Annotated in this window: 19 protein-coding genes and 1 CRISPR repeat array; of the genes, 3 read left to right on the plus strand and 16 right to left on the minus strand. The window is 47.2% G+C overall.

Annotated elements, in window-relative coordinates:
- Positions 1-138: 138 nt before the first annotated feature.
- From C161_RS20795 to C161_RS20825, 7 genes are read right to left on the minus strand one after another with little or no spacing between them, the layout of a single operon-like run.
- Positions 139-2547 carry a DUF4962 domain-containing protein gene (locus C161_RS20795; protein WP_036672493.1) on the minus strand — a complete coding sequence of 803 codons (2409 nt, stop codon included), beginning with the start codon at positions 2545-2547 and terminating at the stop codon, positions 139-141.
- 34 nt (positions 2548-2581) lie between these two features.
- Complete coding sequence (locus C161_RS20800) at positions 2582-3349, minus strand: SDR family NAD(P)-dependent oxidoreductase (protein WP_036672494.1); 768 nt, start codon at positions 3347-3349, stop codon at positions 2582-2584.
- A 31-nt stretch (positions 3350-3380) separates the two neighbouring features.
- On the minus strand, positions 3381-5219 hold the full coding sequence (locus tag C161_RS20805; protein ID WP_036672495.1) for a cache domain-containing sensor histidine kinase: 1839 nt from the start codon (positions 5217-5219) through the stop codon (positions 3381-3383).
- Entirely contained in the window at positions 5216-6253 is a 1038-nt protein-coding gene (locus C161_RS20810) for a response regulator transcription factor (RefSeq protein ID WP_036672496.1), read from the minus strand. Before C161_RS20810 ends, C161_RS20805 begins: the two co-directional genes overlap by 4 nt.
- A gap of 42 nt (positions 6254-6295) precedes the next feature.
- Positions 6296-7174 (minus strand): carbohydrate ABC transporter permease, encoded by an 879-nt coding sequence (locus tag C161_RS20815; protein WP_036672498.1) that lies wholly within the window; start codon positions 7172-7174, stop codon positions 6296-6298.
- A 12-nt stretch (positions 7175-7186) separates the two neighbouring features.
- Positions 7187-8104, minus strand: coding sequence for an ABC transporter permease (locus tag C161_RS20820; protein ID WP_036672698.1), 918 nt, complete (start codon positions 8102-8104; stop codon positions 7187-7189).
- Between the two features lie 56 nt (positions 8105-8160).
- Complete coding sequence (locus tag C161_RS20825; protein ID WP_036672500.1) at positions 8161-8370, minus strand: tautomerase family protein; 210 nt, start codon at positions 8368-8370, stop codon at positions 8161-8163.
- 581 nt (positions 8371-8951) lie between these two features.
- Between C161_RS20825 and C161_RS20830 the strand changes: the two genes are divergently transcribed.
- On the plus strand, positions 8952-10688 hold the full coding sequence (locus C161_RS20830; protein ID WP_036606543.1) for a methyl-accepting chemotaxis protein: 1737 nt from the start codon (positions 8952-8954) through the stop codon (positions 10686-10688).
- A 119-nt stretch (positions 10689-10807) separates the two neighbouring features.
- Here C161_RS20830 and C161_RS20835 read toward each other — a convergent pair whose 3' ends face one another.
- Together C161_RS20835 and C161_RS20840 are read right to left on the minus strand one after the other, a co-directional pair.
- Positions 10808-11320, minus strand: coding sequence for a hypothetical protein (locus C161_RS20835; protein ID WP_036672503.1), 513 nt, complete (start codon positions 11318-11320; stop codon positions 10808-10810).
- Positions 11321-11425: 105 nt separating this feature from the next.
- Positions 11426-11788, minus strand: coding sequence for a hypothetical protein (locus C161_RS20840; RefSeq protein WP_036672506.1), 363 nt, complete (start codon positions 11786-11788; stop codon positions 11426-11428).
- Positions 11789-12093: 305 nt separating this feature from the next.
- Here C161_RS20840 and C161_RS20845 point away from each other — a divergent pair, with 305 nt between their 5' ends.
- Positions 12094-12672 (plus strand): TetR/AcrR family transcriptional regulator, encoded by a 579-nt coding sequence (locus C161_RS20845; RefSeq protein ID WP_036672507.1) that lies wholly within the window; start codon positions 12094-12096, stop codon positions 12670-12672.
- A 78-nt stretch (positions 12673-12750) separates the two neighbouring features.
- Positions 12751-14937 carry a YhgE/Pip domain-containing protein gene (locus C161_RS20850; RefSeq protein ID WP_036672511.1) on the plus strand — a complete coding sequence of 729 codons (2187 nt, stop codon included), beginning with the start codon at positions 12751-12753 and terminating at the stop codon, positions 14935-14937.
- A gap of 125 nt (positions 14938-15062) precedes the next feature.
- Here C161_RS20850 and C161_RS20855 read toward each other — a convergent pair whose 3' ends face one another.
- The 7 genes from C161_RS20855 to C161_RS20885 all read right to left on the minus strand — a co-directional run bounded on the left by C161_RS20855 (position 15063) and on the right by C161_RS20885 (position 20433).
- Positions 15063-15404, minus strand: a complete 342-nt coding sequence (locus C161_RS20855) for a DUF4190 domain-containing protein (protein WP_156946142.1) — start codon at positions 15402-15404, stop codon at positions 15063-15065.
- Positions 15405-15633: 229 nt separating this feature from the next.
- A CRISPR array of direct repeats spans positions 15634-16138; the repeat unit is 33 nt; unit sequence ATTTCAATCCACGCACTCCATACGGAGTGCGAC.
- A gap of 225 nt (positions 16139-16363) precedes the next feature.
- On the minus strand, positions 16364-17119 hold the full coding sequence (locus C161_RS20860; protein WP_036672516.1) for an amino acid ABC transporter ATP-binding protein: 756 nt from the start codon (positions 17117-17119) through the stop codon (positions 16364-16366).
- 33 nt (positions 17120-17152) lie between these two features.
- Positions 17153-17812, minus strand: coding sequence for an amino acid ABC transporter permease (locus C161_RS20865; protein WP_036672518.1), 660 nt, complete (start codon positions 17810-17812; stop codon positions 17153-17155).
- 112 nt (positions 17813-17924) lie between these two features.
- On the minus strand, positions 17925-18695 hold the full coding sequence (locus C161_RS20870) for an amino acid ABC transporter substrate-binding protein (RefSeq protein ID WP_036672520.1): 771 nt from the start codon (positions 18693-18695) through the stop codon (positions 17925-17927).
- A gap of 132 nt (positions 18696-18827) precedes the next feature.
- Entirely contained in the window at positions 18828-19385 is a 558-nt protein-coding gene (locus C161_RS20875; RefSeq protein WP_036672522.1) for a DUF4825 domain-containing protein, read from the minus strand.
- The gene (locus C161_RS20880) at positions 19382-20077 is read right to left on the minus strand and encodes a permease prefix domain 1-containing protein (RefSeq protein ID WP_036672524.1); all 696 of its coding nucleotides are present in this window, start codon (positions 20075-20077) and stop codon (positions 19382-19384) included. The genes C161_RS20875 and C161_RS20880 overlap by 4 nt, the downstream gene beginning before the upstream one ends.
- Entirely contained in the window at positions 20074-20433 is a 360-nt protein-coding gene (locus C161_RS20885) for a PadR family transcriptional regulator (RefSeq protein WP_036672526.1), read from the minus strand. Before C161_RS20885 ends, C161_RS20880 begins: the two co-directional genes overlap by 4 nt.
- Positions 20434-20676: the final 243 nt, after the last annotated feature.

A 20676-nucleotide genomic window follows, 5' to 3' on the forward strand; every position in this document is an offset into this window, starting at 1 on the left:
ACCCCTCTTTTCATCCTGATTTAGGTTTAGGTATCACTTGTCGATGAAGCGCTTTCATTAAGATGATAAAACATCCCCACCGCCTGCAACAATGGGGATGTTTTAGATGAGATTGCGTTTTCTTTAGGTCCGCATTTACTAGTACGTCTTGGATACCTCGATCTTCTTTGTTACACCGTTGTCGGTAAAATAGAGATGGATGCCGTGATCCTGGTCATCGATGAAATAGGGGACATACTTCGGCTCCTCGATCTTATATGGTACAAGCAGCGTAACAATTGTATGACTTGTGGCAGGCCGCGTTTCCGCGCTCAGATGATAATGTCTGTCCAGCGCTTCGTACTCTGCCGGGTCCACCTCTGCGAATTGATCCGTCTGGCTAAGCGCCAGCTCACCGGAGGAAGCATATACAAACGTGCCCTCAAGCCCCGCCTTAGTACCGTTCAGACGGAAGCTCTGCCCTTTCAGCTCTAGCGGGTGCAGTGCATGGAACAGCCATTGAACGCTGTCTGGTTTCTCCAAGTCAATATGGTCCACAATGACGAAATAGGATGATTGCAGAAAATGAATCTCTCGTACAACACGTTTCACATGGGGTACTGTGCTGGCATAGGCATCGGTCGCCAATGCGCGAACATAACCATCGCCGTCCCGCCAATAGGCCTCTTCGATCTGCCCGGTTGCGGCCATATTTAGCACCTTGTTGTTCTCAGCATACTGGCCTGTTCCACCAATCAGCAGATTGTTTTTGGAGCGTGTCTGCCTGCGCCATTCCCGGTGGAAGGAGCTGCCGTGCGCGATATAATAGCCCGTATCCGCCGCGAGTGGCTCACCGAATGCATGCAGAGTAAAGCTATTCTGATCGGCATGACTGTGGCTGATCGAGCCATAACGACTCGACTTGAGCAGAAGCATCATATGCTCATCCGGATCGTCCATCCGGTGATGCATGGCTACCCACCCCACATCACGGAACCACTTCAGCGGCTCGATGTCCACAGGCGACTCTTCCTCCACCTGCGGATAATCATGCCGGTATACTAATTCGTCAAAGTTAAAGTCCCACCAACCGTAGTTATAAAAAGCACCCTCTGTCCCCGGATCAGATTGACGTACACGCTCAAAATACCACTGGTACCAGCGATTGCCTGTAACCCCAGCCAGTTGGCGGACAAGATAACCTGTTTTCAAGTTTACCGGGTCACCCAGCGTAGACTGGTCCCCAAAGCTGGCGCGCCGTGCATCAGGCGGGTAGACGTAGAAGGGAAAATCCCCGGTACGACGGAAAAATGGCCGACGGAAAAAGTCGATGCCCGCATAGTTTCGCAGCAAATTCATCGCTTCGGTCACATAGGCCATACCTGTTGTCCAATACATTGGACCTTCGGCCCAGCCTCCATCACTTCCTCCCCAAGGGGAGTACAGACAGGCATAATAATCGATTGCATAATCCAGCCACTGTGCAGCCTGCTGCTCCTCATGCAACAAGGACATACAGCAGGGCACAAGCACGGAGGATAATGAACGCACCGCATGACTGTCATAGGGCACATGATGAATCTTCGAGCGAACCATCACATGCTGGGCTACCTGTTCTGTCCGCCGCAGCAAACTGCGCCTGACCACTTCCTGCTCTTCACTGTTCAACTCATCATGCAGCCAGTCATAACCCCAAGCGAGCGCAGCGGCGACTCTAAAGGCCGCCTCATCGTTATAATCACGGGAGGTCGTTCCCTCCGTATCCCAAGCTGCCACATGCAACAGCCAGGTTTTCGCCGCATCAAGCAGCCGTTCATCTCGAAGCACTCGCCCAGCGATACTCAGATGACGAATCGCATATAACACTTCCTGACAATCAATATACATTTGCCTCCAGAGTGCGGCGACACGTTTGTTCTCGGGGTACGGTTGCGGTTCACGAATGGGCTCACGGTTTGCCCACGGCTCCACGGAATGTGCCATAAACGCATCCCAGCCGCAGTATGTAGCATCTGACGCAATGGCATCCGCAAGTGCATTCAGCCCACGCTCACCAAGCCACAGCCGGGGGTGAGACATGTCTGTGAAATCGTATCGCTGCGCCCGGGAAGGTAGCGGTGTCTCGGGTAATCCCACTGGTACAGTGAACCGCCGCACCTCACTCCAAGCCGACATTTCCCCTTGCTTCCCTTGCGAGGCATGCCCTTCGGCTTCACTCCCTTGCTTCCCCTGTGAGACATGCGCTTCGTATTCGCTCCCTTGCTGCACTGGATGATCTACAAGTAGCGCATATCGCCAATAATAATCCCCAGGTTCAAACACCCGGTCAGGCGTGAAAAAGTTATACGGGAGCGGCGCAAAGGTCATCGTCTCTTCTTCCTGAAAAGAAGGGCTCGCCGACACTTGCAGCAGATAGCCATTCTCATCCTCCTGTTGTGCCGCCATCCAGGTAAACCTTGGCGGATTCTCTGCCAGAACGGTATGCTCGTCAGGGGCATAGTCCACATGGAACGGCCCGCTGATGGGTTGGTACAACGATCTTTCTGCAAGCTTTCGCTTCACTTCCATCGTTTTGTCCCCTCCTTATCACAATGTTGTATCATCAACGCATATACATGCCGCCATTGATTTCAAGCGTCTCTCCGGTAATAAAAGAACCCAGGTCGGAACACAGGTACAACGCCGCTCCTGCGACATCATCGGGAGTCCCTTCCCGTCCAAGCGGGATGCTGCTTACCGCAGAAGACCGACCTTCTGCCGAGGTGAACGTAGCATGGAAAGCCGTCTGTCCGATGAAGCCCGGGGAGAGTGCATTCACCGTAATCCCGCCAGGGGCAAGCTCTTTGGCGAGCCCTTTGGTTAACGCAATGACGGCCGCCTTGGATGCTGCGTAAATCGCTGCACCCGGCCCGCCCCCATTATGAGCCGCTACGGAGGTCAGATTGATAATTCGTCCGCCACCTGCCGCCTTCATGCCAGGAATGACTGCTTTGGAGACAAAGACGGCGCTCTTCAGATTGACATCCATAATCCGGCTGTACAGCTCCTCACTCATCGTTTCAATGGGACTTCGCTTCACCAGATGTCCTGCGTTGTTAACCAACAGGTCAATTGGACCGCCGAAACGGAGTGTAATATCTTCAACCATCGCTCTGATCGCATCCGTATCCGTCACATCTGCCTGGAATGCCGCCGCTTCACCACCAGCATCCCGGATTGTAGCCACGACTTCCTCAGCCCGATCCATGTTATGCAGACCATTCACAGCAACCTTTGCCCCGCAACGAGCCAACGCTCCAGCGATAGCAGCACCAATCCCTCCACTGGAACCTGTTACCAATGCGATTTTGTTCTGTAAATTGATATTCATGTTTTATCTTCCTCCTTGTTATTGGTTTCAATTAAATTCGCTTGCTGTGCTGGTCCGCCGGAAGCGCCATCGTAATGGTCGTTCCCAAGCCTTCCTCACTCTCCATCATCAAGCCGTACGTCTCCCCAAATACGAGCTGAATCCGTCGATGTACATTCATAAGTCCGATGCCACCACGATGATAAACATCATCGGTGTCTTCACCTGCCAGACGGTTCAGTTCCAGACGGCGACGCAGCTTCTCCAGACGTGCCTTGCTCATGCCCATACCATTATCCTGAACGATGACAAGAAATCGATCTTCCAGACGCCGAGCATCGATGCGGATAAAATGACCCGGTTCCATGCCCCGTGGAAACGCATGTTGCAGCACATTTTCCACCAGGGGCTGGAGGGTGAGACGAACCATTTTTTCCAGCAACAGATCCGGTGCAATGATGACCTCAACTTCAAGCTCCCGATCCATGCGATGTTTCATGATGGAAAGGTAGGCCAGCACATGCTTCAGCTCATTGGCAACCGTAATTTCCTCCAGATTGGTCTGAATGGAATAACGGAGCATATGAGCCATCGATTCCACCATCTGCGTAATTTCTTCGGAATCCTGTACAACGGCATAACATTTGATCGTCTCCAGCGTGTTGTAGAGAAAATGCGGATTGATCTGCAACTGGAGCGCCTGAAATTCCGCACGGTGTCGTTCCAACGCTTCCTGCTGTAGCTCAATTTCCGACTTCTGGCGGCGCAGCTCCGACTCATATACACTCTCAATCATGTCCGACAAACGGCTGACCATCAGATTATAGCTGCGAATCAACACTCCGATCTCATCGCGCCTTTCCTTCATCTCCACCTTGTTCCAGATTCCCTTCTCCGTCTGTCTCATTCCGTTCATCAGCACACGAATGGGTTCTACTTGAGATGCTCCGATCCGGTAGGCCACCACAAGCGCAGCGAGCAAGGTCCCTGCACCAACCCATAATGTAGCTGAGCGGATCGTTGCAATCGGCCTTTGAAGCTCCGAGAGCGGCACGGAAGCAACAAAGCGCCAGCCCGAATAGGCAGATAGCTCCGATATAAACAGCCGTTTGGTGCCATCCGTGTTCTGTTCCAGTGACCCTGCCTCCATGTCCATAAGTCTGTCCACGGTGCTGGACGACATCACGGTCTGCGCCTCCTCGTCCCCAGGAGTGTAGATGACATTTCCGTTCTGATCCATCACATACTGATAGCCCCCTTGACCGAGATCGAGTTCTCCCCAGATGTTGTCAAGTTCCAGCACATTCACTTCCATCGCCAGCACTCCGTTTGGTGTATAGGAGGACACCCCCCTGATCCGGCGCGCAATCGTAATGACATTTGCATTCTGTCCACTGCGGATACTGCGTGTGAGCAAAGTCGATTCGCCATTCGCAGGGGTTGCAGCGAGCAACTGCTTATACTGCTGTGCAGCATCGATATCGGGTATGCCCGCTGAATTCTGGTTGTCATCGATGACAACCCGCCCGTTCTCCCCGATAACATACAGGAACTTGATCTGTGGATATAACATAAATACAGGCGGGAACACGTTCCTTTTAATCTGACGGCTATACTCGTAATAGTTATAACTATCCTCCGAACTCATATCGAGGAAGTGCTTCACACTTCCGTTGGAGAGGATGGAGTAAGTCGCGCGATCATAATTTTGCAAATACAGATCGGTCTGGTACGCCGTATTACGCATCGTTTGGGCGATGTTGTCCGCAAGCTGATCGTTCATCTCAGTCGAGGCATAGGTATAGGTGAATAAGCCAATGGCAGACAGGGACAACGTAATTACGATGGCAAAATGAAAGAACAGGCGGATCGACAGGCTGCGCTTCATCATTCAATGCCCAACTTACTGCGATATTCGGACGGGGTCAGTCCGGTAATTTTCTTGAATGTCTTGGTAAAATGGGGATGATCCGCATACCCCACTTCGTAGGATATATCCGTAATCCGGTTGCCCGGCTGTTCCAGCATGCGTTTGGCCAGTTCCATTTTGCTGCGTATACGGTATTGGATAAAGGTCTGACCGGTCGTCTGCTTGAACAGTTGGCTGAAGTAGGATGGATTCAGCCCAAGCTTGGAAGCAATCTCGTCCAGTGACACTTCCCGGCGCAAGTGCTTCTCCAGATAAGCTTTTGCTTCTTCTACCGGATGCTTGCGCTTGCCGCTGCGTTTTTCCTTGATCCTATTCATCAACGTCTGGATTCCGTTGCCCAGAGCCTCGAAGCACTCTTTTGAGGAAGCGCTTACAATAATCTTACTGGACGTACTCATCGTTCCGTTGCCACGGGCGTTCATGCGGGCCACAATCAATTCCAACAATTCCTGAAAAAGCTCCGCCGTCTGCTCAGGCATCAGGGCATATGCTGGATAACGATTCGACCATGCTGCGAGTAGCTCCGTCACATCGGATTGCCTTAACTCCCATATAGCCTCTTCCAGACGCATGGCCCAATCATTCAGCTCCCTCACGGGTACAAGGGATACCGTAGGTTTATCCTCTTCGCTTGCCAGCAATTTGAGCAGCAGTTCATGCAGCTCCTGTCGTCCCACTGGCTTGAGCAGATATCGCTTTACCCCATAATCCATACAGGCTCTTGCATATTCAAAGTCTGAATAACCGGAGACTACAATAATGCGCATCGTACTGCCTTGCTCTGATAAATGTCGGCACAACTCAATGCCATCCATCGTTGGCATGCGAATATCCGTGAACAGGATGTGTGGTTGAAAGTCCTTCACCACCTGAAGGGCCTCTTCCCCATGCGCCGCCTGCCGAATCTCACAATCGAACAGTCCTGCTTGCTTAATCATCTTCGCCAGACCCATCCGAATCATCGGTTCATCGTCCGTAATCAAGATTCTGAACATCGCCATTCCCCCGTTTCCGTCAGATCTGTATGCTGCTTGTAGTTAAGATTTGACGGAGCCGACCATGATTCCTTTTACAAAATGCTTTTGCAGGAAAGGGTAAATGATAATGATTGGCAAGGTGGCGATGATAATGGTCGCCATTTTGATACCTTCCGGCGATGTATGTGCAAGGGTGCTATAGACCGCAGAACCCGGATCGACGGAAATATCGTCACTCTCAAACAGCTTCTTGAGTGTGACCTGGATCGGCCACCAGGCCGGATCATTCAGATAATAAAGCGCGGTGGAATACGCATTCCAGTGGCCCACCGCATAGAAAATGCCGAGTGATGCCATGGCCGGTTTGGATAATGGAATAACGATACGCCAGATGATGCCAAACTCTCCACAGCCATCGATACGGGCGGCATCGATCAGTTCACCCGGCAGCTGTGAGAAGAACGAACGCATGACAAAAAAGTTAAAGGCGTTAATCGCTCCTGGCACAATCAGCACCAGTGGATTGTTGACCAGGTGTAACTCTTTCATCAGGATAAAGTTCGGAATGAGCGGTGCCGAGAATACAACGGTTATCAGGACAAACATAACGACCAGTGAACGCCCTTTGTACTCTGGACGGGACACGGGATACGCGAGTGATGCCGTTGCGGCGAGATTGACCAGCGTACCCACTAACGTCACCCCAACCGATACCGCAAAAGCCCGCCAGAAGGCAGCATCGCCGAATACATATTCGTAATTGATCCAGGTAAAAGCTACAGGCCAGAAGCTGACCTTTCCGCCCATGATCGCTTCCGAGCTGCTAAGTGATTGGGCCAGTACATTAATGAAAGGCAGAATCATCGTTAACGAGAGCAGCGTAAGAAAAACGAGATTTCCAATGCGAAATATACGGTAACGGACACTGGGGGTACGCATCCATCTCGCCTCCTAATACAGGCTTTCGCCGGTTGTTTTTTTGCTAAAGAAGTTACCGAGTAGAATAAGCATCAAGCCCACGACCGACTTGAACAACCCGATGGCTGTTGTATAGCTGTATTGCTGTGAGAGAAGCCCGGCTTTGTAGATGTACGTATCGAGAATCTCGCCAGATTCCAGATTGAGCGGATTCAGGAATACAAACACACGCTCAAAGCCCAGATCAAGGAACTTCCCGATGTGCAGCAGCAACAAAATCATAATCGTTGGCAGCAAGGATGGCAGGGTAATCGACCATATTTGCTTCAAACGTCCAGCTCCGTCCACCTCTGCCGCCTCATACAGATCGGGATTGATGCCCGCAATGGCAGCCAGGAAAATAATCGTGCCGTACCCGGAGTCGCGCCAGATCCCGGAACCGATCAGAATGGAACGAATGTACGAGTCTTCTCCAAGGAAGTAGATCGGTTGCATGCCCAGAAATCCAAGTGCCTTGTTGACCACCCCGGCATCCATCGAGAAAATACCCATGAAGATACCGCTAATGACGACCCAGGACAGAAAGTGAGGCATGTATACAATCGTTTGCAGCAAACGCTTAAACACAATCATCCTTAATTCATTCAGCAGAATCGCCAGTAAGATCGGTACCGGGAATGCAATCACCAGATCATATAATCCAAGCAGAAGTGTGTTATTGAGAATTCTTAAAAAATCATAATGGCTGAACATCTTCTGGAAATGCTCCAGACCTACCCAATCACTTCCGGTGATGCCTTTAAAAATGTTGTAGTTCTGAAAGGCAATCACTGAACCGAATAAAGGTACATATTTGAAGAGGAAAAAATACAGGATACCCGGTAAGGAGAGCAGATATAGTATCCGGTATCGCCACAGATAACGTCCCGCATCTCCGAGCCGAACGCCCAGACTAGACGAGTGAAGTCCGGTTGCACCCCGGCTTGGTGGCACGATATCTGCCGGCTTCACGTCTTCTCCCCTCCCTGCTTCTGTGATTGCGCGCTTTTCAAGTTATCAGGAACGTTCTCGTCCCATGGGATCTCATTGAATTCGATGGAAATGTAATCCGGCTCACGGTCGATAATACGTGAGAGCTCGCGTGTGAACACCTCCACTATCTCCTGCTTTTGCTCATCCGTCCTGCCTTCATACAGCCTGATCGTAATTTCTGGCATCCGATTTAAGCTCCCTTCATTACGTGATGTAAACGCTTTAACAACTTCATCTTAGCGTTCCTGCGAAAGGGCAACAATGGACTATCTTTTCGTTCACTTGTGTTTTCTTTAGGTCATGACAAGTAAGCCCAAAAAGCCCCCTTACGAATGGGGGCCTCTTGGAACATAATATTTTTGGGATATATAGTAATTAATTTCATCTATCTCACTAGAACCTTGCATTAACAAACGTAATAATAAAGATCGAAAATGAAAACGCGCCCACAGAACCAGTACCTTAGAACCATTTTTGCTCTAAAAGCTAATATTAATATGACTTTATAACGATATAATCTACGAGTAACTTACCTGGGGGTCCTATAAGTGAAGTAGAACTTGAAACAATGCAAAAAGCACACTGAAGCATGAGAAAATGTCACGTAACCACAGCAAAAATCAGAATTATAGAAGTTGCACGATAACAATTTTCCACTAAATATTCATTAGATTACATAGCGTATAGCATCCCATCCAGGTATAGTGCATTTTCACAATCGTAGAAGGAGTGAACCATCTTGTTTAATAAGCTTCGCTGGAGTACCATGCCTTTCTTCATCAAAAATTTGGTGATTTCATTCGGCAGCATCATGTTGATCGGTGTAATCCTGATTACTGCCGCGTATCAATTGCAAAAAAATATCTTGGTTGAACAGTTGCACGACCAGGCTACCGTCATCACCCAGAAATGGTATGATGATCTCGACACTGCCAAAGTGGCAGAAGCGGCTAAGGAAAAAAGCTACTCCGGTCCTGTACAGCTGGAAATGAAAACTTATCTCGATTCCATCCATGAATTCTATCCAAACATCGCGCAAGCGTACATTTTTGGTTCAGAACTTGAGCAAGGAAACGGAACGTCCATCATCGCGATTCCAACGAATCTGTTGGAACCATTCGAGGAAGGTAATCTACCCGCAGGTGCCATGTACCCGCTGCCTCAGAATAACGTCGTAGTGCTGGAACAGATGAAAAAGGACGGAAAGCCTGCCTTCAGTGATTTCTACACGGATGAGTACGGAACCTGGACCACTCTGATCTATCCGATTAATAACGCAGATGGCTCCATGTACGCTGCTCTTTACTTCGATGTAGATGCAAGTGCCGTTCCAAAAGGCCTGAACAAACTGCTTACGTACGGTTTGATGTTCCTGATCGGTTTCCTGATCCTGTTCATGGTATTGCAATTCATTTTGCTGAAAAGAACGTTGCTTCCGATCCGCAATCTGATGAAAGGTATCGAAGAAGTCAGCACGGGTAATCTGGACGTAACCATCGATACCGGACGAGATGATCTGGGTATCATCAACGAGAAGTTTAATGCGATGATCCATCGCTTCAATACAACCATCTATAAAGTACAGAATGCTTCACATCACCTCTCGGAATCTTCCAAACAACTACTGGGCATTTCCGAGAAAAATAATGTGAACATTCAATCCATCAGCACCAATATTCGAGAAATATCTACTGGACTGGTGTCACAAGACAAAGCCACTGTGGAGAACGCACGTGCCATGACAGAGATGTCAACGGTAGTGCAGACGATCGCCAGTAGCTCAGCCGATGTGGCAGATGAAGCACTCAGCATGGAGCAGCGCTCCAGCACAGGTAATGTGGTGATGCAACAAGTCATTGAGCAGATGCGCCTGATCTCCGGTGCGGTGCAAAATACGTCAAATTCGATTCAGTCTTTGGAAAATAACTCGAACCAGATTAGCAACATTGTTAACGTGATTACGGAGATTGCTGGACAAACCAACTTGCTTGCACTTAACGCTTCAATCGAGGCAGCCCGCGCAGGTGAAGAAGGAAGAGGTTTTGCGGTGGTTGCAGGTGAGGTACGTAACCTTGCAGAGCAATCGCAGGAATCAGCGAAGCAAATTCGACAGTTAATTGAAGAAATTCAACGGGATATCATGCAGTCTTCCGAAGCGATGCAGTTGGGTTCCAAGGAAGTTACCAAAGGCTTGGAAGTTACCCAAGAGACTGGTGTATTCTTCGAGAATATTCTGACTGCTACGAATAAAGTTGCAAACCAGATTCAGGATATCTCCAGTTCTACTGAAGAAATCTCGGCAAGCACACAGGAAATGTCTGCCACCGCCGATGAACTGTCTGCCAATGTCAGCAAGGCAGCAAGCAGCAGTAAACAAATTGAGCAGTCAATTGATGAGCAGGAAGCCTCCATGGCAGCCATTGTGAGTGCCTCCGATGAGCTCTCGGTTGTATCCGAGCAACTGCAAGAACTGATCTCATTCTTTAAAGTACGCGCAGAATAGAATTAATAGGATATAGATAAAAATAATAAGACACAGTAAAAACCAAGGCTCATGAGTGACTGAACTCAAAGCCTTGGTTTTTTTGTTGTTACCAGGGTAGGCTTTATACCTTCCCGGTATCATTTAACAGACAGTATTTCTTCTGCTCTTATCATCATCTTTTTCTCATCATTGTAGCCGGATTGTTCGGATCGAAATCCAGCATTAAGAATAAGATCGGCCTCACTATTCGATATATATTGAACCTGCTCCGGTGTAAGGGTTATTTCAACTTTTTCTGAATACCAGCTATCTTTCGTTAATTTCGTTACCAATTCTTCACTGGTACTCGACCTCGGCGGGAGAAACGTCTTGCCATCCATTTGCAGATCGATATCAAAAAGCTGTTTCGAATGGAAAATCTCGTGGTTGACATCTTGTCCTCTATACCTTATTCCCGGTTGAAAAGTGAAGTCGTGATCACCAGATTGTTGGACACTTAATCGGAGTTCATAATCACCCAATTGTCTGGTTGCCGTCATCGTCTGTCCCTCTCTTTGAATCCGGTCTGCTGTATCGTTGCTTTCCAATGATGAATCGGAACAACCGAGTAGGACAAGACACATCATCAGGATGTAGGAGAAATATTTCAAGGTAGACCTCCTCTCACTCTAATATATAATTTGGCTCTTAGATTTTGGACGCAGAATTGTACCATTAAGTTACATTGTTAATAAAATATAAAAGAAGTTCTCCGCTTAAGAGAAAGCATATCTAAACAGCCCATAGTATAGAGGTCCAATCGCGATAACTAATGTTATCAACATCCAAACTCTCCTCGTCATAATTGGTAATCCATCCAAAATCTCTTCCCCTTCGTTATCCTTTAAAAGCATTGCGAATAATACATCCCATAACAGAGCTGTCACAGCAATAAATTTCCACAAAGAAGGATTTAAAATAGCTATTTCCGTTACATATCCTAGCAACCCTATCCATGTAATAACGGATACGACAAAATCGATTTTGCTAAGTTTCGACTTATACTTTCCTTTAATAAGATACGAGAGTGATGCTGTGCCAAGCAATCCAAGATAGATCGTCCATAAAACGTGTTCCATACGTATTCCTCATTCTTTGCTGTATTTTAATATTTATTGTTTCTTCGCCACCCTTTGCTATTATAGCTATTCAACTCTATAACTGATATATTTAGCACTTTTCCATATTATAGTAACTCCTCATCCGTACTTCCTCTACTCATTTATTGTTTTCATCCCCCAGCCCACATTATGACAATGATCACATCCATCTTCCCTGTTCAAGTGCTACATTTGTTAACGACCAGTTGACCGAAACAGTAAATGGGTCATTAGATAACTTACCTTACCCATTACCTTTCAACATATAAGGAGGTGTATATGCGATGAAAACGATAGATCGAAGGCAACAGGTGATGGATTCTGCCGAGAAATCCTTTGCCCTGTTTGGCTACAAGGCCACAACGATGGAGCAGGTTGCGAGACTTGCCAATGTGGGCAAGGGAACGATCTATACTTTTTTTGATAATAAAGAAGAACTGTTTAGCGAGATTCTGCGCTCGATCATTGCGGATATGAGACAGATTACAGAGCAGACGGTGAAGGAAGAGAACTCCTTTCTGGATAACGTGCATATGAGTATGGATTCTTTGCTGGAGTACCGGGAGGAACATGAGCTGTTGATCAAGCTCTTTCAGGAGGTCAACGAGTTTGGTACACCGCAAGCCAAGGAAGGTTTGCAGAAAGTGGAGACAGCCATTCTCGAATATCTGGAGCGTCAGGTGAGCCGTGCCATGGAGTTGGAGCAGATTCGCAGAGATGATCCCAAGCTGGTTTCTTTTGTCCTGCTGAAGCTGTATGTCACCTTAACCTCAGATTGGAACAAAGCGCATCCTACGTTGCACAAAGATCAGATCAAGGATTTTGTGGGCCTCTTTCTGAAGAATGGCTTATCCACCACATAGAAGAAAGGCATACCACTAGATTCGACACATATTAGAGTTAGAACAAACGGATTAGCGTAAGGATAGGGAGAGAACATGATGAAATCATTCCACGTATTTGGGCAGGAACTGAAGTCCGCCTTCAAGAAACCAAAAGTATTTATTCCGATCCTCGTTGTACTGTTCATTCCGGTGCTGTATAGTGGCCTGTTCCTGAACGCATTCTGGGACCCCTATGGCAAAATGAATGAGTTACCTGTGGCCGTGGTCAACACGGATCAGGGCGCAGTCTACAATGACAAATCACTCGAGGTCGGTCAGAATCTGGTCGATGAATTGAAAAAAAGCGATGATTTCGACTGGCAATTCGTGACTCGTGAACAAGCAGAAACAGGTATGCAAGACAACACGTATTATATGACGATTGTGATTCCGGAGGATTTTTCAGCAAAAGCTACCACTCTGATGGAGGATCACCCACAACCAGCGGAGCTGATCTATGAACCCAATGAAGGATATAACTTCCTCGCGGGTCAGATTGGCGGCACGGCGGTCAAACAAATTCGTTCCAAAGTCGCTGCCAAAGTCACAGAATCGTACACTGAAACGCTATTGGATCAGGTCGAAGAAATCTCTGGTGGTTTGGCAGATGCCGGGGATGGAGCAGGTCAGATTCATGATGGTGCGATCACGCTGGATGAGGGTGCCGCTACATTAAAAGAGAACCTGTCCAAACTGGCGGATGGAACCGACAAACTGGAAACAGGTGTGGCACCGTTAAAAGAGGGTACAGCTACCTTGGCACAAGGAATCGGCACGCTTCATGCAGGAGCCAACTCTCTGTCCGATGGATTATCCCAATTGGCGGCAGCAGGCACGAAGCTGGGTAACGGTGCATTGCAGGCTGAAGCAGGTGGAAAACAGTTACAGGCTGGCATTCAATCCGCTCAGGAAGGCGCGGCTAAGTTGGATGCAGGACTCGCGGCTTCCGAGCAAGGAAGTGCGAAGCTGGTAGCCGGATTGCAAACCTCAGTCGAAGGCAGTAGCAAAGTGAGTGAAGGTGCTAAGGCCGTTGCGCAAGGTCTTGCCCAATTAGCCGAAGCGAGTCCCGAGCTTGCCGCGAGCCCTGCTGTTCAGCAATTGCTGGTAGCAAGTCAGGCCGTTGCCACTGGCAGCGAACAGATCTATCAAGGCGGACAGCAATTAGTGGAAGGCAGCAAACGCCTCCAGGCTGCGCAACAGCAACTGCATCAAGGCAGCACCCAACTAGTGCAGGGTGAACAGCAACTTTTACAAGGAGTGACACAATTATCGACCGGACATAAGCAGCTTGCAACGGGCCTTCAACAATTTAACGCCAAGTTGACCGAAGCAGCAGTCGGAGGAGCCAAACTTGCAGATGGTTCGAGTCAGTTAAATGTAGGTGCAGGCCAATTGGTTACGGGTATGAACCAGCTTTCAGACGGAATCACCACCATTGCCGACGGTTCCCACAAGCTAGATGATGGTGCAGGAGCATTAAAAGAAGGCACGGCCAAGTTAACCGACGGCTCTGGCGAACTTGCCACCAAGCTTAATGAAGCGGCCGATGAAACTAGCAGTGTGAAAAAGACGGATGAACTTGTTGAAATGTATGCACAGCCTGTTCAGGTGGATGAGCATAAACATAACGAAGTGCCCAACTATGGTACTGGATTCTCCCCATACTTTCTGTCATTGGGGCTGTTTGTCGGAGCATTGATTGCAACGCTAGTTGTACCCACACGCGGCAGTACGGTTACCGATGCGAGTAGCTGGAATCGTTTTGTGAGCAGAACCCTTGCTTTCACGATCATGAGTGCTGTCCAGTCCCTTCTCGCTTCCTGGCTCGTATTGTCCGTATTGGGTCTGGAGGTTCAGAGCGTTCCATTGTTCCTCTTGTTCAGCTTTGTTACCAGTCTAAGCTTCATGTACATCATTCAGGCTTTGGTGACTTGGCTGGAGAATCCGGGTCGTTTCCTCGCGATTCTGATGCTGATCTTCCAGCTCACCACCAGTGCAGGCACCTTCCCGCTCGAACTAATTCCAAATTGGCTGAAAGTGTTTAATCCATGGCTGCCTATGACCTATTCGGTAACAGGTTATAAAGCAGTTATCTCGAGTGGACAGTTCAGTGTAACCTGGGATCAGATTGGTATTCTGTGCATATTCGCCGTGATTGGTCTTGGAGGAACCTTAACGTATTTCCTGATGCATCGCACCACGGAGAACGCAAACGTCAGCAGTGAAGTCGCACTTCACCTGTAAATTCGTAAATTAAAAAGCAAAGGCGTGTACCTAAGCCCCCTCTTATGGACAACAGAGGTGTTGGCTAAGGTACGCCTTTGCTTTTCTAGTTTTAGATACAATCTAAGTTTGCTAACTTCATATTTCTAATATGTAGAGTAAATTTCAGAACTTGAGATAGCGAAATTAAACAATAGTACGAGCAAAATAAGTAATACATAAATGGCTGTACCTATGATTCCACAGACAAGACCAGCAATCGCTAACCCTTTTCCTTGCTCCATGCGAACTCTGATCTCTTTGAAGGCCAAAGATGCAAATATAATCGCAACGATGCCGATTACAATACCCACATAAGGAATCGTGACGGACAGAATCCCCAAGACGAGAGATGTTATGGACTTGCCGTTTGTTTTTGGTACTACATAAGGTGGTGGTGGAACTGTATCACTATAATATCGATCTACATCATTCTGGCGATAATCCAAAGTATATCCTCCTTCTTTGTTAAGTAACATCATTATACTTGATTAGTTGGAAAATTATGCTACATATTTTGTAAATATCCCAATTATATTAAAAATATTTACTTTATCAAACACAATATGAAGTATGTATATATAGGAGGTATATTAATCCAGTTTCAGGATGAGGAGTTCAAACATAACAAAAAGATCTGAAATAACCTTGCCTTTAATTCCACTCTTCACTTCACCGATTACAATCTACGCACTCCATACAGAGTGCGACTCCATGTTTCGATTATCTTGATCATTATCTTAATGATTTCAATCCACGCACTCTATATGGAGTGCGACCACATAAGCTCGATGACGGTACTGGTCAGTTAAAAATTTCAATCCACGCACTCCATACAGAGTGCGACTTGGGACAAACATGTTCTAATTTGTAAAGATAAATTTCAATCCACGCACTCCATACGGAGTGCGACGATGGCACGTGAGCCGGGACAGGCTCTTCGTACTATTTCAATCCACGCACTCCATACGGAGTGCGACATTCACGGCAATGATTTCCTTTGCTGTAGCACACGATTTCAATCCACGCACTCCATACGGAGTGCGACACCACCAATCACAAAACAATTCCCCGATGAAAGAGATTTCAATCCACGCACTCCATACGGAGTGCGACTATAAATGAACCGAATGAACAGCTTATCCTACATATTTCAATCCACGCACTCCATACGGAGTGCGACAGCGAAAAAACACGTAACAGCAGCATATGCGTATATACTTATTACGTGTTTTCGTTTATCGAGCTAATTATTATATTCATTTTAATCTACAACATCCAGAATATTCAAGTATTTATTGCCAAAAGGGAACAAAAATGCCACATTCGACAAAATCTGAGGTGCGAATCCCCCAGGGATTTCATGTGAGCTTGGCATTCGCACCTGGCTACATCTACGTTCAGCCTTCTATCCTTCCACTTTCACCCGCTGTAAAAACGTCCGGGTACGTGCGAGCCTCGGATTGCCGAAGATCTGTTCTGGTGGACCTGCCTCTGCAATTTCCCCGTTATCCATGAAAAATACACGATCCGCAACGTCACGGGCGAAGCCCATCTCATGCGTGACAATCATCATGGTCATATTTTCCTGTGCCAGTTGTTTGATTACGCGTAATACCTCCCCGGTCAGCTCTGGATCGAGTGCCGACGTCGGCTCATCAAACAGGAGAATGTCCGGCTGCATCATCAGTGCCCGGGCAATAGCTACACGCTGTTTCTGTCCACCGGACAGATTACCAGGGTAGACATCGGCCTTGTCCGACAGCCCTACTTTGCCGAGTAATTCCAGACTACGATATCGAATGACGCTTGAGCTTTCTTTTTTCAAAGTTTTCGGTGCAAGTTCCAAATTATCTTGTACAGTCAGGTGCGGGAACAAATTGAAATGCTGGAACACCATACCCATACGATCCGTCATCTTGCGAATATCTGCGGCACCCGCGTAACGGCCATTATCAACCAACGTTTGATCCTGAATGCGAATCGTTCCACCCGAAATATCCTCCAGATGAATCAGGCTGCGCAGCATCGTACTTTTCCCCGAACCCGAAGGTCCGATGACGGCAATTACTTCGCCTGGTTCCACGTTAAAAGATACCTGTTTCAGTACATCAAGTGCACCGAATGATTTTCTCAACTGATTTACTTCTATTATATGTGTCATATGCAGACAGTCCTTTGATTGATCAGATTTAATTTATTCAAATGAAAACCGCTTCTCAAGTAGCTTGAACAGCACGGTGAGTACGAGTGTCATGAGCAGATACATAACCGCCGCCACGAAGAAAGGTGTCAGCTGTAAGTCGCGATTTACCGCCGCTTGGGCGTAATACAACAGCTCAGGTACAGCCACGGCATAGAGCAGTGCCGTATCCTTGATGAGCGTAATGGATTCATTGGCCGTTGCGGGCAATACTACACGAATCATCTGAGGAATAATGACTTTAGTCATCGTTTGCCACTTTGTTAACCCCAGTACCTTCGCTGCCTCATGTTGCCCTTTATCAATGGAAAGCAGTCCGCCCCTGAAGATTTCAGCGAAGTACGCCGCATAGTTCAGGATGAACGCAATCCCCGCTGCAACAAAACGATCAAACACCAGATACTCTCCAATCACCGGAAGCAACGGTAAACCGAAGCAGAAGAATAGAATTTGGAGCAGTAGCGGTGTTCCTCGCATCACATATACATACGTATGGGCAATCCACGCCAGCAGTTTAATCTGGCTTCTCATCGCAAGCGTGACCGCAAATCCAAGCGGTACAGATAACACGATCGCTAGCAAGAACATGAAAATGGTGGTCTGTGCACCCTCTAGCATAGGTTTTAAAATGGTCGATAAATAATCCCAACTCATTGTGTTGTCTCCTCTAATCTGTTAACCCCGCATTCCTCTGGGGCATAAATCGCTCCAGCATGGAATACGGGGTCCGTTTTGTTTCTAACTATATAACAGGTGTGTAACCTGCCTATTTCAGAACCTTATCTTCACCCAACCATTGGGTGGAGATTTTAGCAGCTGTTCCGTCTGCATTCAGCTCATCCAACGCTTTTTGCAGCTGATTCAGAAGCTCTTCATTGCCTTTTTTGATACCAATGCCATATTGTTCCGGTGCAAGAGATTCATCCAGCAGTTTGAATGTTCCCTCTTCTTTGGACATGTAGTATCTCGCTACCACTTCATCAATGATGACCGCATCCAGACGTTTTGTCTTCAGATCCGTTAGTGCAAGCACGTTATCCTTAAATTCGGAAGCTTTCACTTTATCCTTCAAAGGACTTGCTGCCAGTGCATCTGCCGCGGAGGACAGCGCCTGCAATCCCACATTTTTACCATCAAGTTCATCCAGCTTTGTGATTGGCGAGTCTGCCAAGGTAATAGCTACTTGACTGTTTTCCAGATACGGCTTCGTGAAGAGTACTTTCTCTTTACGCTCATCCGTAATGGTGTACCCGTTCCAGATCATGTCGATCCGGCCACTGTTCAGCTCTGACTCTTTGGAAGACCAGTCGATCGGCTGGAATGTGATTTCTTTACCCATTTTCTCCGCTGCAGCTCTTGCGTAATCAATATCAAAACCAACAATTTCATTTTGCTCGTCCCGGAAACCCATTGGAGCAAACTTGTCATCAATTCCTACAACAATCGTGTTATCGTCTTTGCTTGCGGAACTGGAACAACCAGCCACAATCAATACACATATGCTAATGAATAATAGTAGAATCGCTTTTTTTCTCATCTCTCGAACCCCTCCATGTCTATAACCAAAACCCAAACGCTTTAGTTCGTTACCACGTTATCAGAGATTTATAATAACATAGCATGGGAGAAGAGTCGAGTCTCTTGCCTATTTCCTTCTATTTCATGCAGTTTAATTGTCAACAATCTGTGAAAAAGCCTCTTTCACTTGTGCCGGTTCTACCAGCTTCTCGCGTACAGTCGAATTCCATAGCTCCGGGTTCTGAAGTTCCTTTAATTCCGTACCTGTCCATTGTTGGGCAGATTCACGACGTAAGGTATGGCTGGTATTCTCAAACTGGTAGACGATCTGCTCCAGATTATCGATCATAACGAAGTTCGCAACCGCATTATATACAAGTATCCGCTCAAGTTCCTCTGTATCCATCTCACGCGTATCCAAGCTATAATTCACTTGGACCGTGAAGGTCTCCGGATACAGTTGGTAACCATTCAATCTTTCACGTAAAGGTAAAGCCTGATTCAGATGACTAAGGTTTGAATTATCACCCATGTAGGGACTGCGATATTTGGCTAAAGCGGCAAAATCATGTGTCAGCGGATTCTGCTGCTCTTCCTCGTACCGAGCCTGTTTCGCCTCGATCTTCGGATTAACGAAGCCCTCAACAATCACTAAGCCACTGATGCCCAACACAACAAGTGTTATAATCCATATGTTTCTAATTCTCATAACGCATCACTCACTTCATACTTACTAACAATCCGATACGCCCGATGCACAACCAAAGGAATAATGACACTCAGTAATGGGATGGCAAAGGCAATGACGATCACAGCAAACTGATAGGGTCCATCCACCTGAATGGGTCGATTAAACCAGATGTTGCTTCCGAATCGCAACGCTGCCTGCGTTCCCCATAGTACGAGTATTAATGCTGCCCACAACCACCATATCCTGCGATTCCACTGCACTAAGGCAGGGATTCGAATAACCGTTGTTTTCACGGAAGTTGCAGAATCGTTCGACTTGTTGATCAACAGATACAATACATATGTGCCACCAACAATGAGACTCACGATCATAAGCAGATTGTTTATGGCGGAGCCTTGCATCAGCACTCTCATTGGAATGGTAATGATCCAGGCTATGAGGCTATAAATCAGAGCAGACTGCAACAACGCTGTCCAGTAAGGAACACGTTGTACCCTTCGATGGTCACTCATCACTTCATCCATACCAGCGATATGCTGAATGGCGGTCTGGAACGCCTTCTCTTCACTCATACCCTGCGAGATATAATCGTCAATCCGCGCAGCGAGATTGCTGTGAATCTCTTCTTTTAATTCTCGATTGTCTAATGTATCTTGTGCGTGAGCGAACAAACGATTCACATGACGGGTGATGCGAGCATCCAATCTCATAGGTCTTCATCTCCTTTTTCTCCAGTGACAATCATGCAATCAATCAGTGCCTTGGCTGCTTGCCAAGCATGAACCTGCTCTCTATAGGCTTCAAGGCCTTGCGTTGTAATTCGGTAATATTTGCGTCGTCCTCCCTGCGTCTCTCCCCCCCAGTAGGACTCCACATATCCACTCTTCTCTAGCCTCTTCAAACTGGAATAAAGCGTAGGTTCCTTCAATTCAAACTGCTCTCCGCTCTTACGATAGATCTCCTTAATAATGCTGTAACCATAGTTATCTGCGGGTATAAGTACACTCAGAATGATGGGGTCAATATTGCCCCGAATCAGATCACTGTTAATCACTTGCACATCCATCTACGAGTTTCACCGACTTTCTTTCGTCCTGTGTATACTATAAGACATATTACTATGTCTGTAAAGGTAATATGTATCACATGGTAAATATGCATCGCAAGAGTAACACTAGCAACATTCCTCTCTTGCAAATAAAATTCTTCAATCCGATAAGAACATTGACCCCATTGTTATTTCTTTCAACTTTGCTTATATTATCCGGCTGTAATCCTACTCCAAGTCATGGTACAAACAAAACTGCCT

The organism is Paenibacillus sp. FSL R5-192 (assembly GCF_000517845.1).
Taxonomy (GTDB): Bacteria; Bacillota; Bacilli; order Paenibacillales; family Paenibacillaceae; genus Paenibacillus; species Paenibacillus amylolyticus.

Bases quoted from the DNA above. Each gene is read 5' to 3' on its own strand.
- C161_RS20795 (WP_036672493.1), bottom strand. From the start codon at position 2,547: ATGGAAGTGAAGCGAAAGCTTGCAGAAAGATCGTTGTACCAACCCATC.
- C161_RS20800 (WP_036672494.1), bottom strand. From the start codon at position 3,349: ATGAATATCAATTTACAGAACAAAATCGCATTGGTAACAGGTTCCAGT.
- C161_RS20805 (WP_036672495.1), bottom strand. From the start codon at position 5,219: ATGATGAAGCGCAGCCTGTCGATCCGCCTGTTCTTTCATTTTGCCATC.
- C161_RS20810 (WP_036672496.1), bottom strand. From the start codon at position 6,253: ATGTTCAGAATCTTGATTACGGACGATGAACCGATGATTCGGATGGGT.
- C161_RS20815 (WP_036672498.1), bottom strand. From the start codon at position 7,174: ATGCGTACCCCCAGTGTCCGTTACCGTATATTTCGCATTGGAAATCTC.
- C161_RS20825 (WP_036672500.1), bottom strand. From the start codon at position 8,370: ATGCCAGAAATTACGATCAGGCTGTATGAAGGCAGGACGGATGAGCAA.
- C161_RS20830 (WP_036606543.1), top strand. From the start codon at position 8,952: ATGCCTTTCTTCATCAAAAATTTGGTGATTTCATTCGGCAGCATCATG.
- C161_RS20840 (WP_036672506.1), bottom strand. From the start codon at position 11,788: ATGGAACACGTTTTATGGACGATCTATCTTGGATTGCTTGGCACAGCA.
- C161_RS20845 (WP_036672507.1), top strand. From the start codon at position 12,094: ATGAAAACGATAGATCGAAGGCAACAGGTGATGGATTCTGCCGAGAAA.
- C161_RS20850 (WP_036672511.1), top strand. From the start codon at position 12,751: ATGAAATCATTCCACGTATTTGGGCAGGAACTGAAGTCCGCCTTCAAG.
- C161_RS20860 (WP_036672516.1), bottom strand. From the start codon at position 17,119: ATGACACATATAATAGAAGTAAATCAGTTGAGAAAATCATTCGGTGCA.
- C161_RS20865 (WP_036672518.1), bottom strand. From the start codon at position 17,812: ATGAGTTGGGATTATTTATCGACCATTTTAAAACCTATGCTAGAGGGT.
- C161_RS20870 (WP_036672520.1), bottom strand. From the start codon at position 18,695: ATGAGAAAAAAAGCGATTCTACTATTATTCATTAGCATATGTGTATTG.
- C161_RS20875 (WP_036672522.1), bottom strand. From the start codon at position 19,385: ATGAGAATTAGAAACATATGGATTATAACACTTGTTGTGTTGGGCATC.
- C161_RS20880 (WP_036672524.1), bottom strand. From the start codon at position 20,077: ATGAGATTGGATGCTCGCATCACCCGTCATGTGAATCGTTTGTTCGCT.
- C161_RS20885 (WP_036672526.1), bottom strand. From the start codon at position 20,433: ATGGATGTGCAAGTGATTAACAGTGATCTGATTCGGGGCAATATTGAC.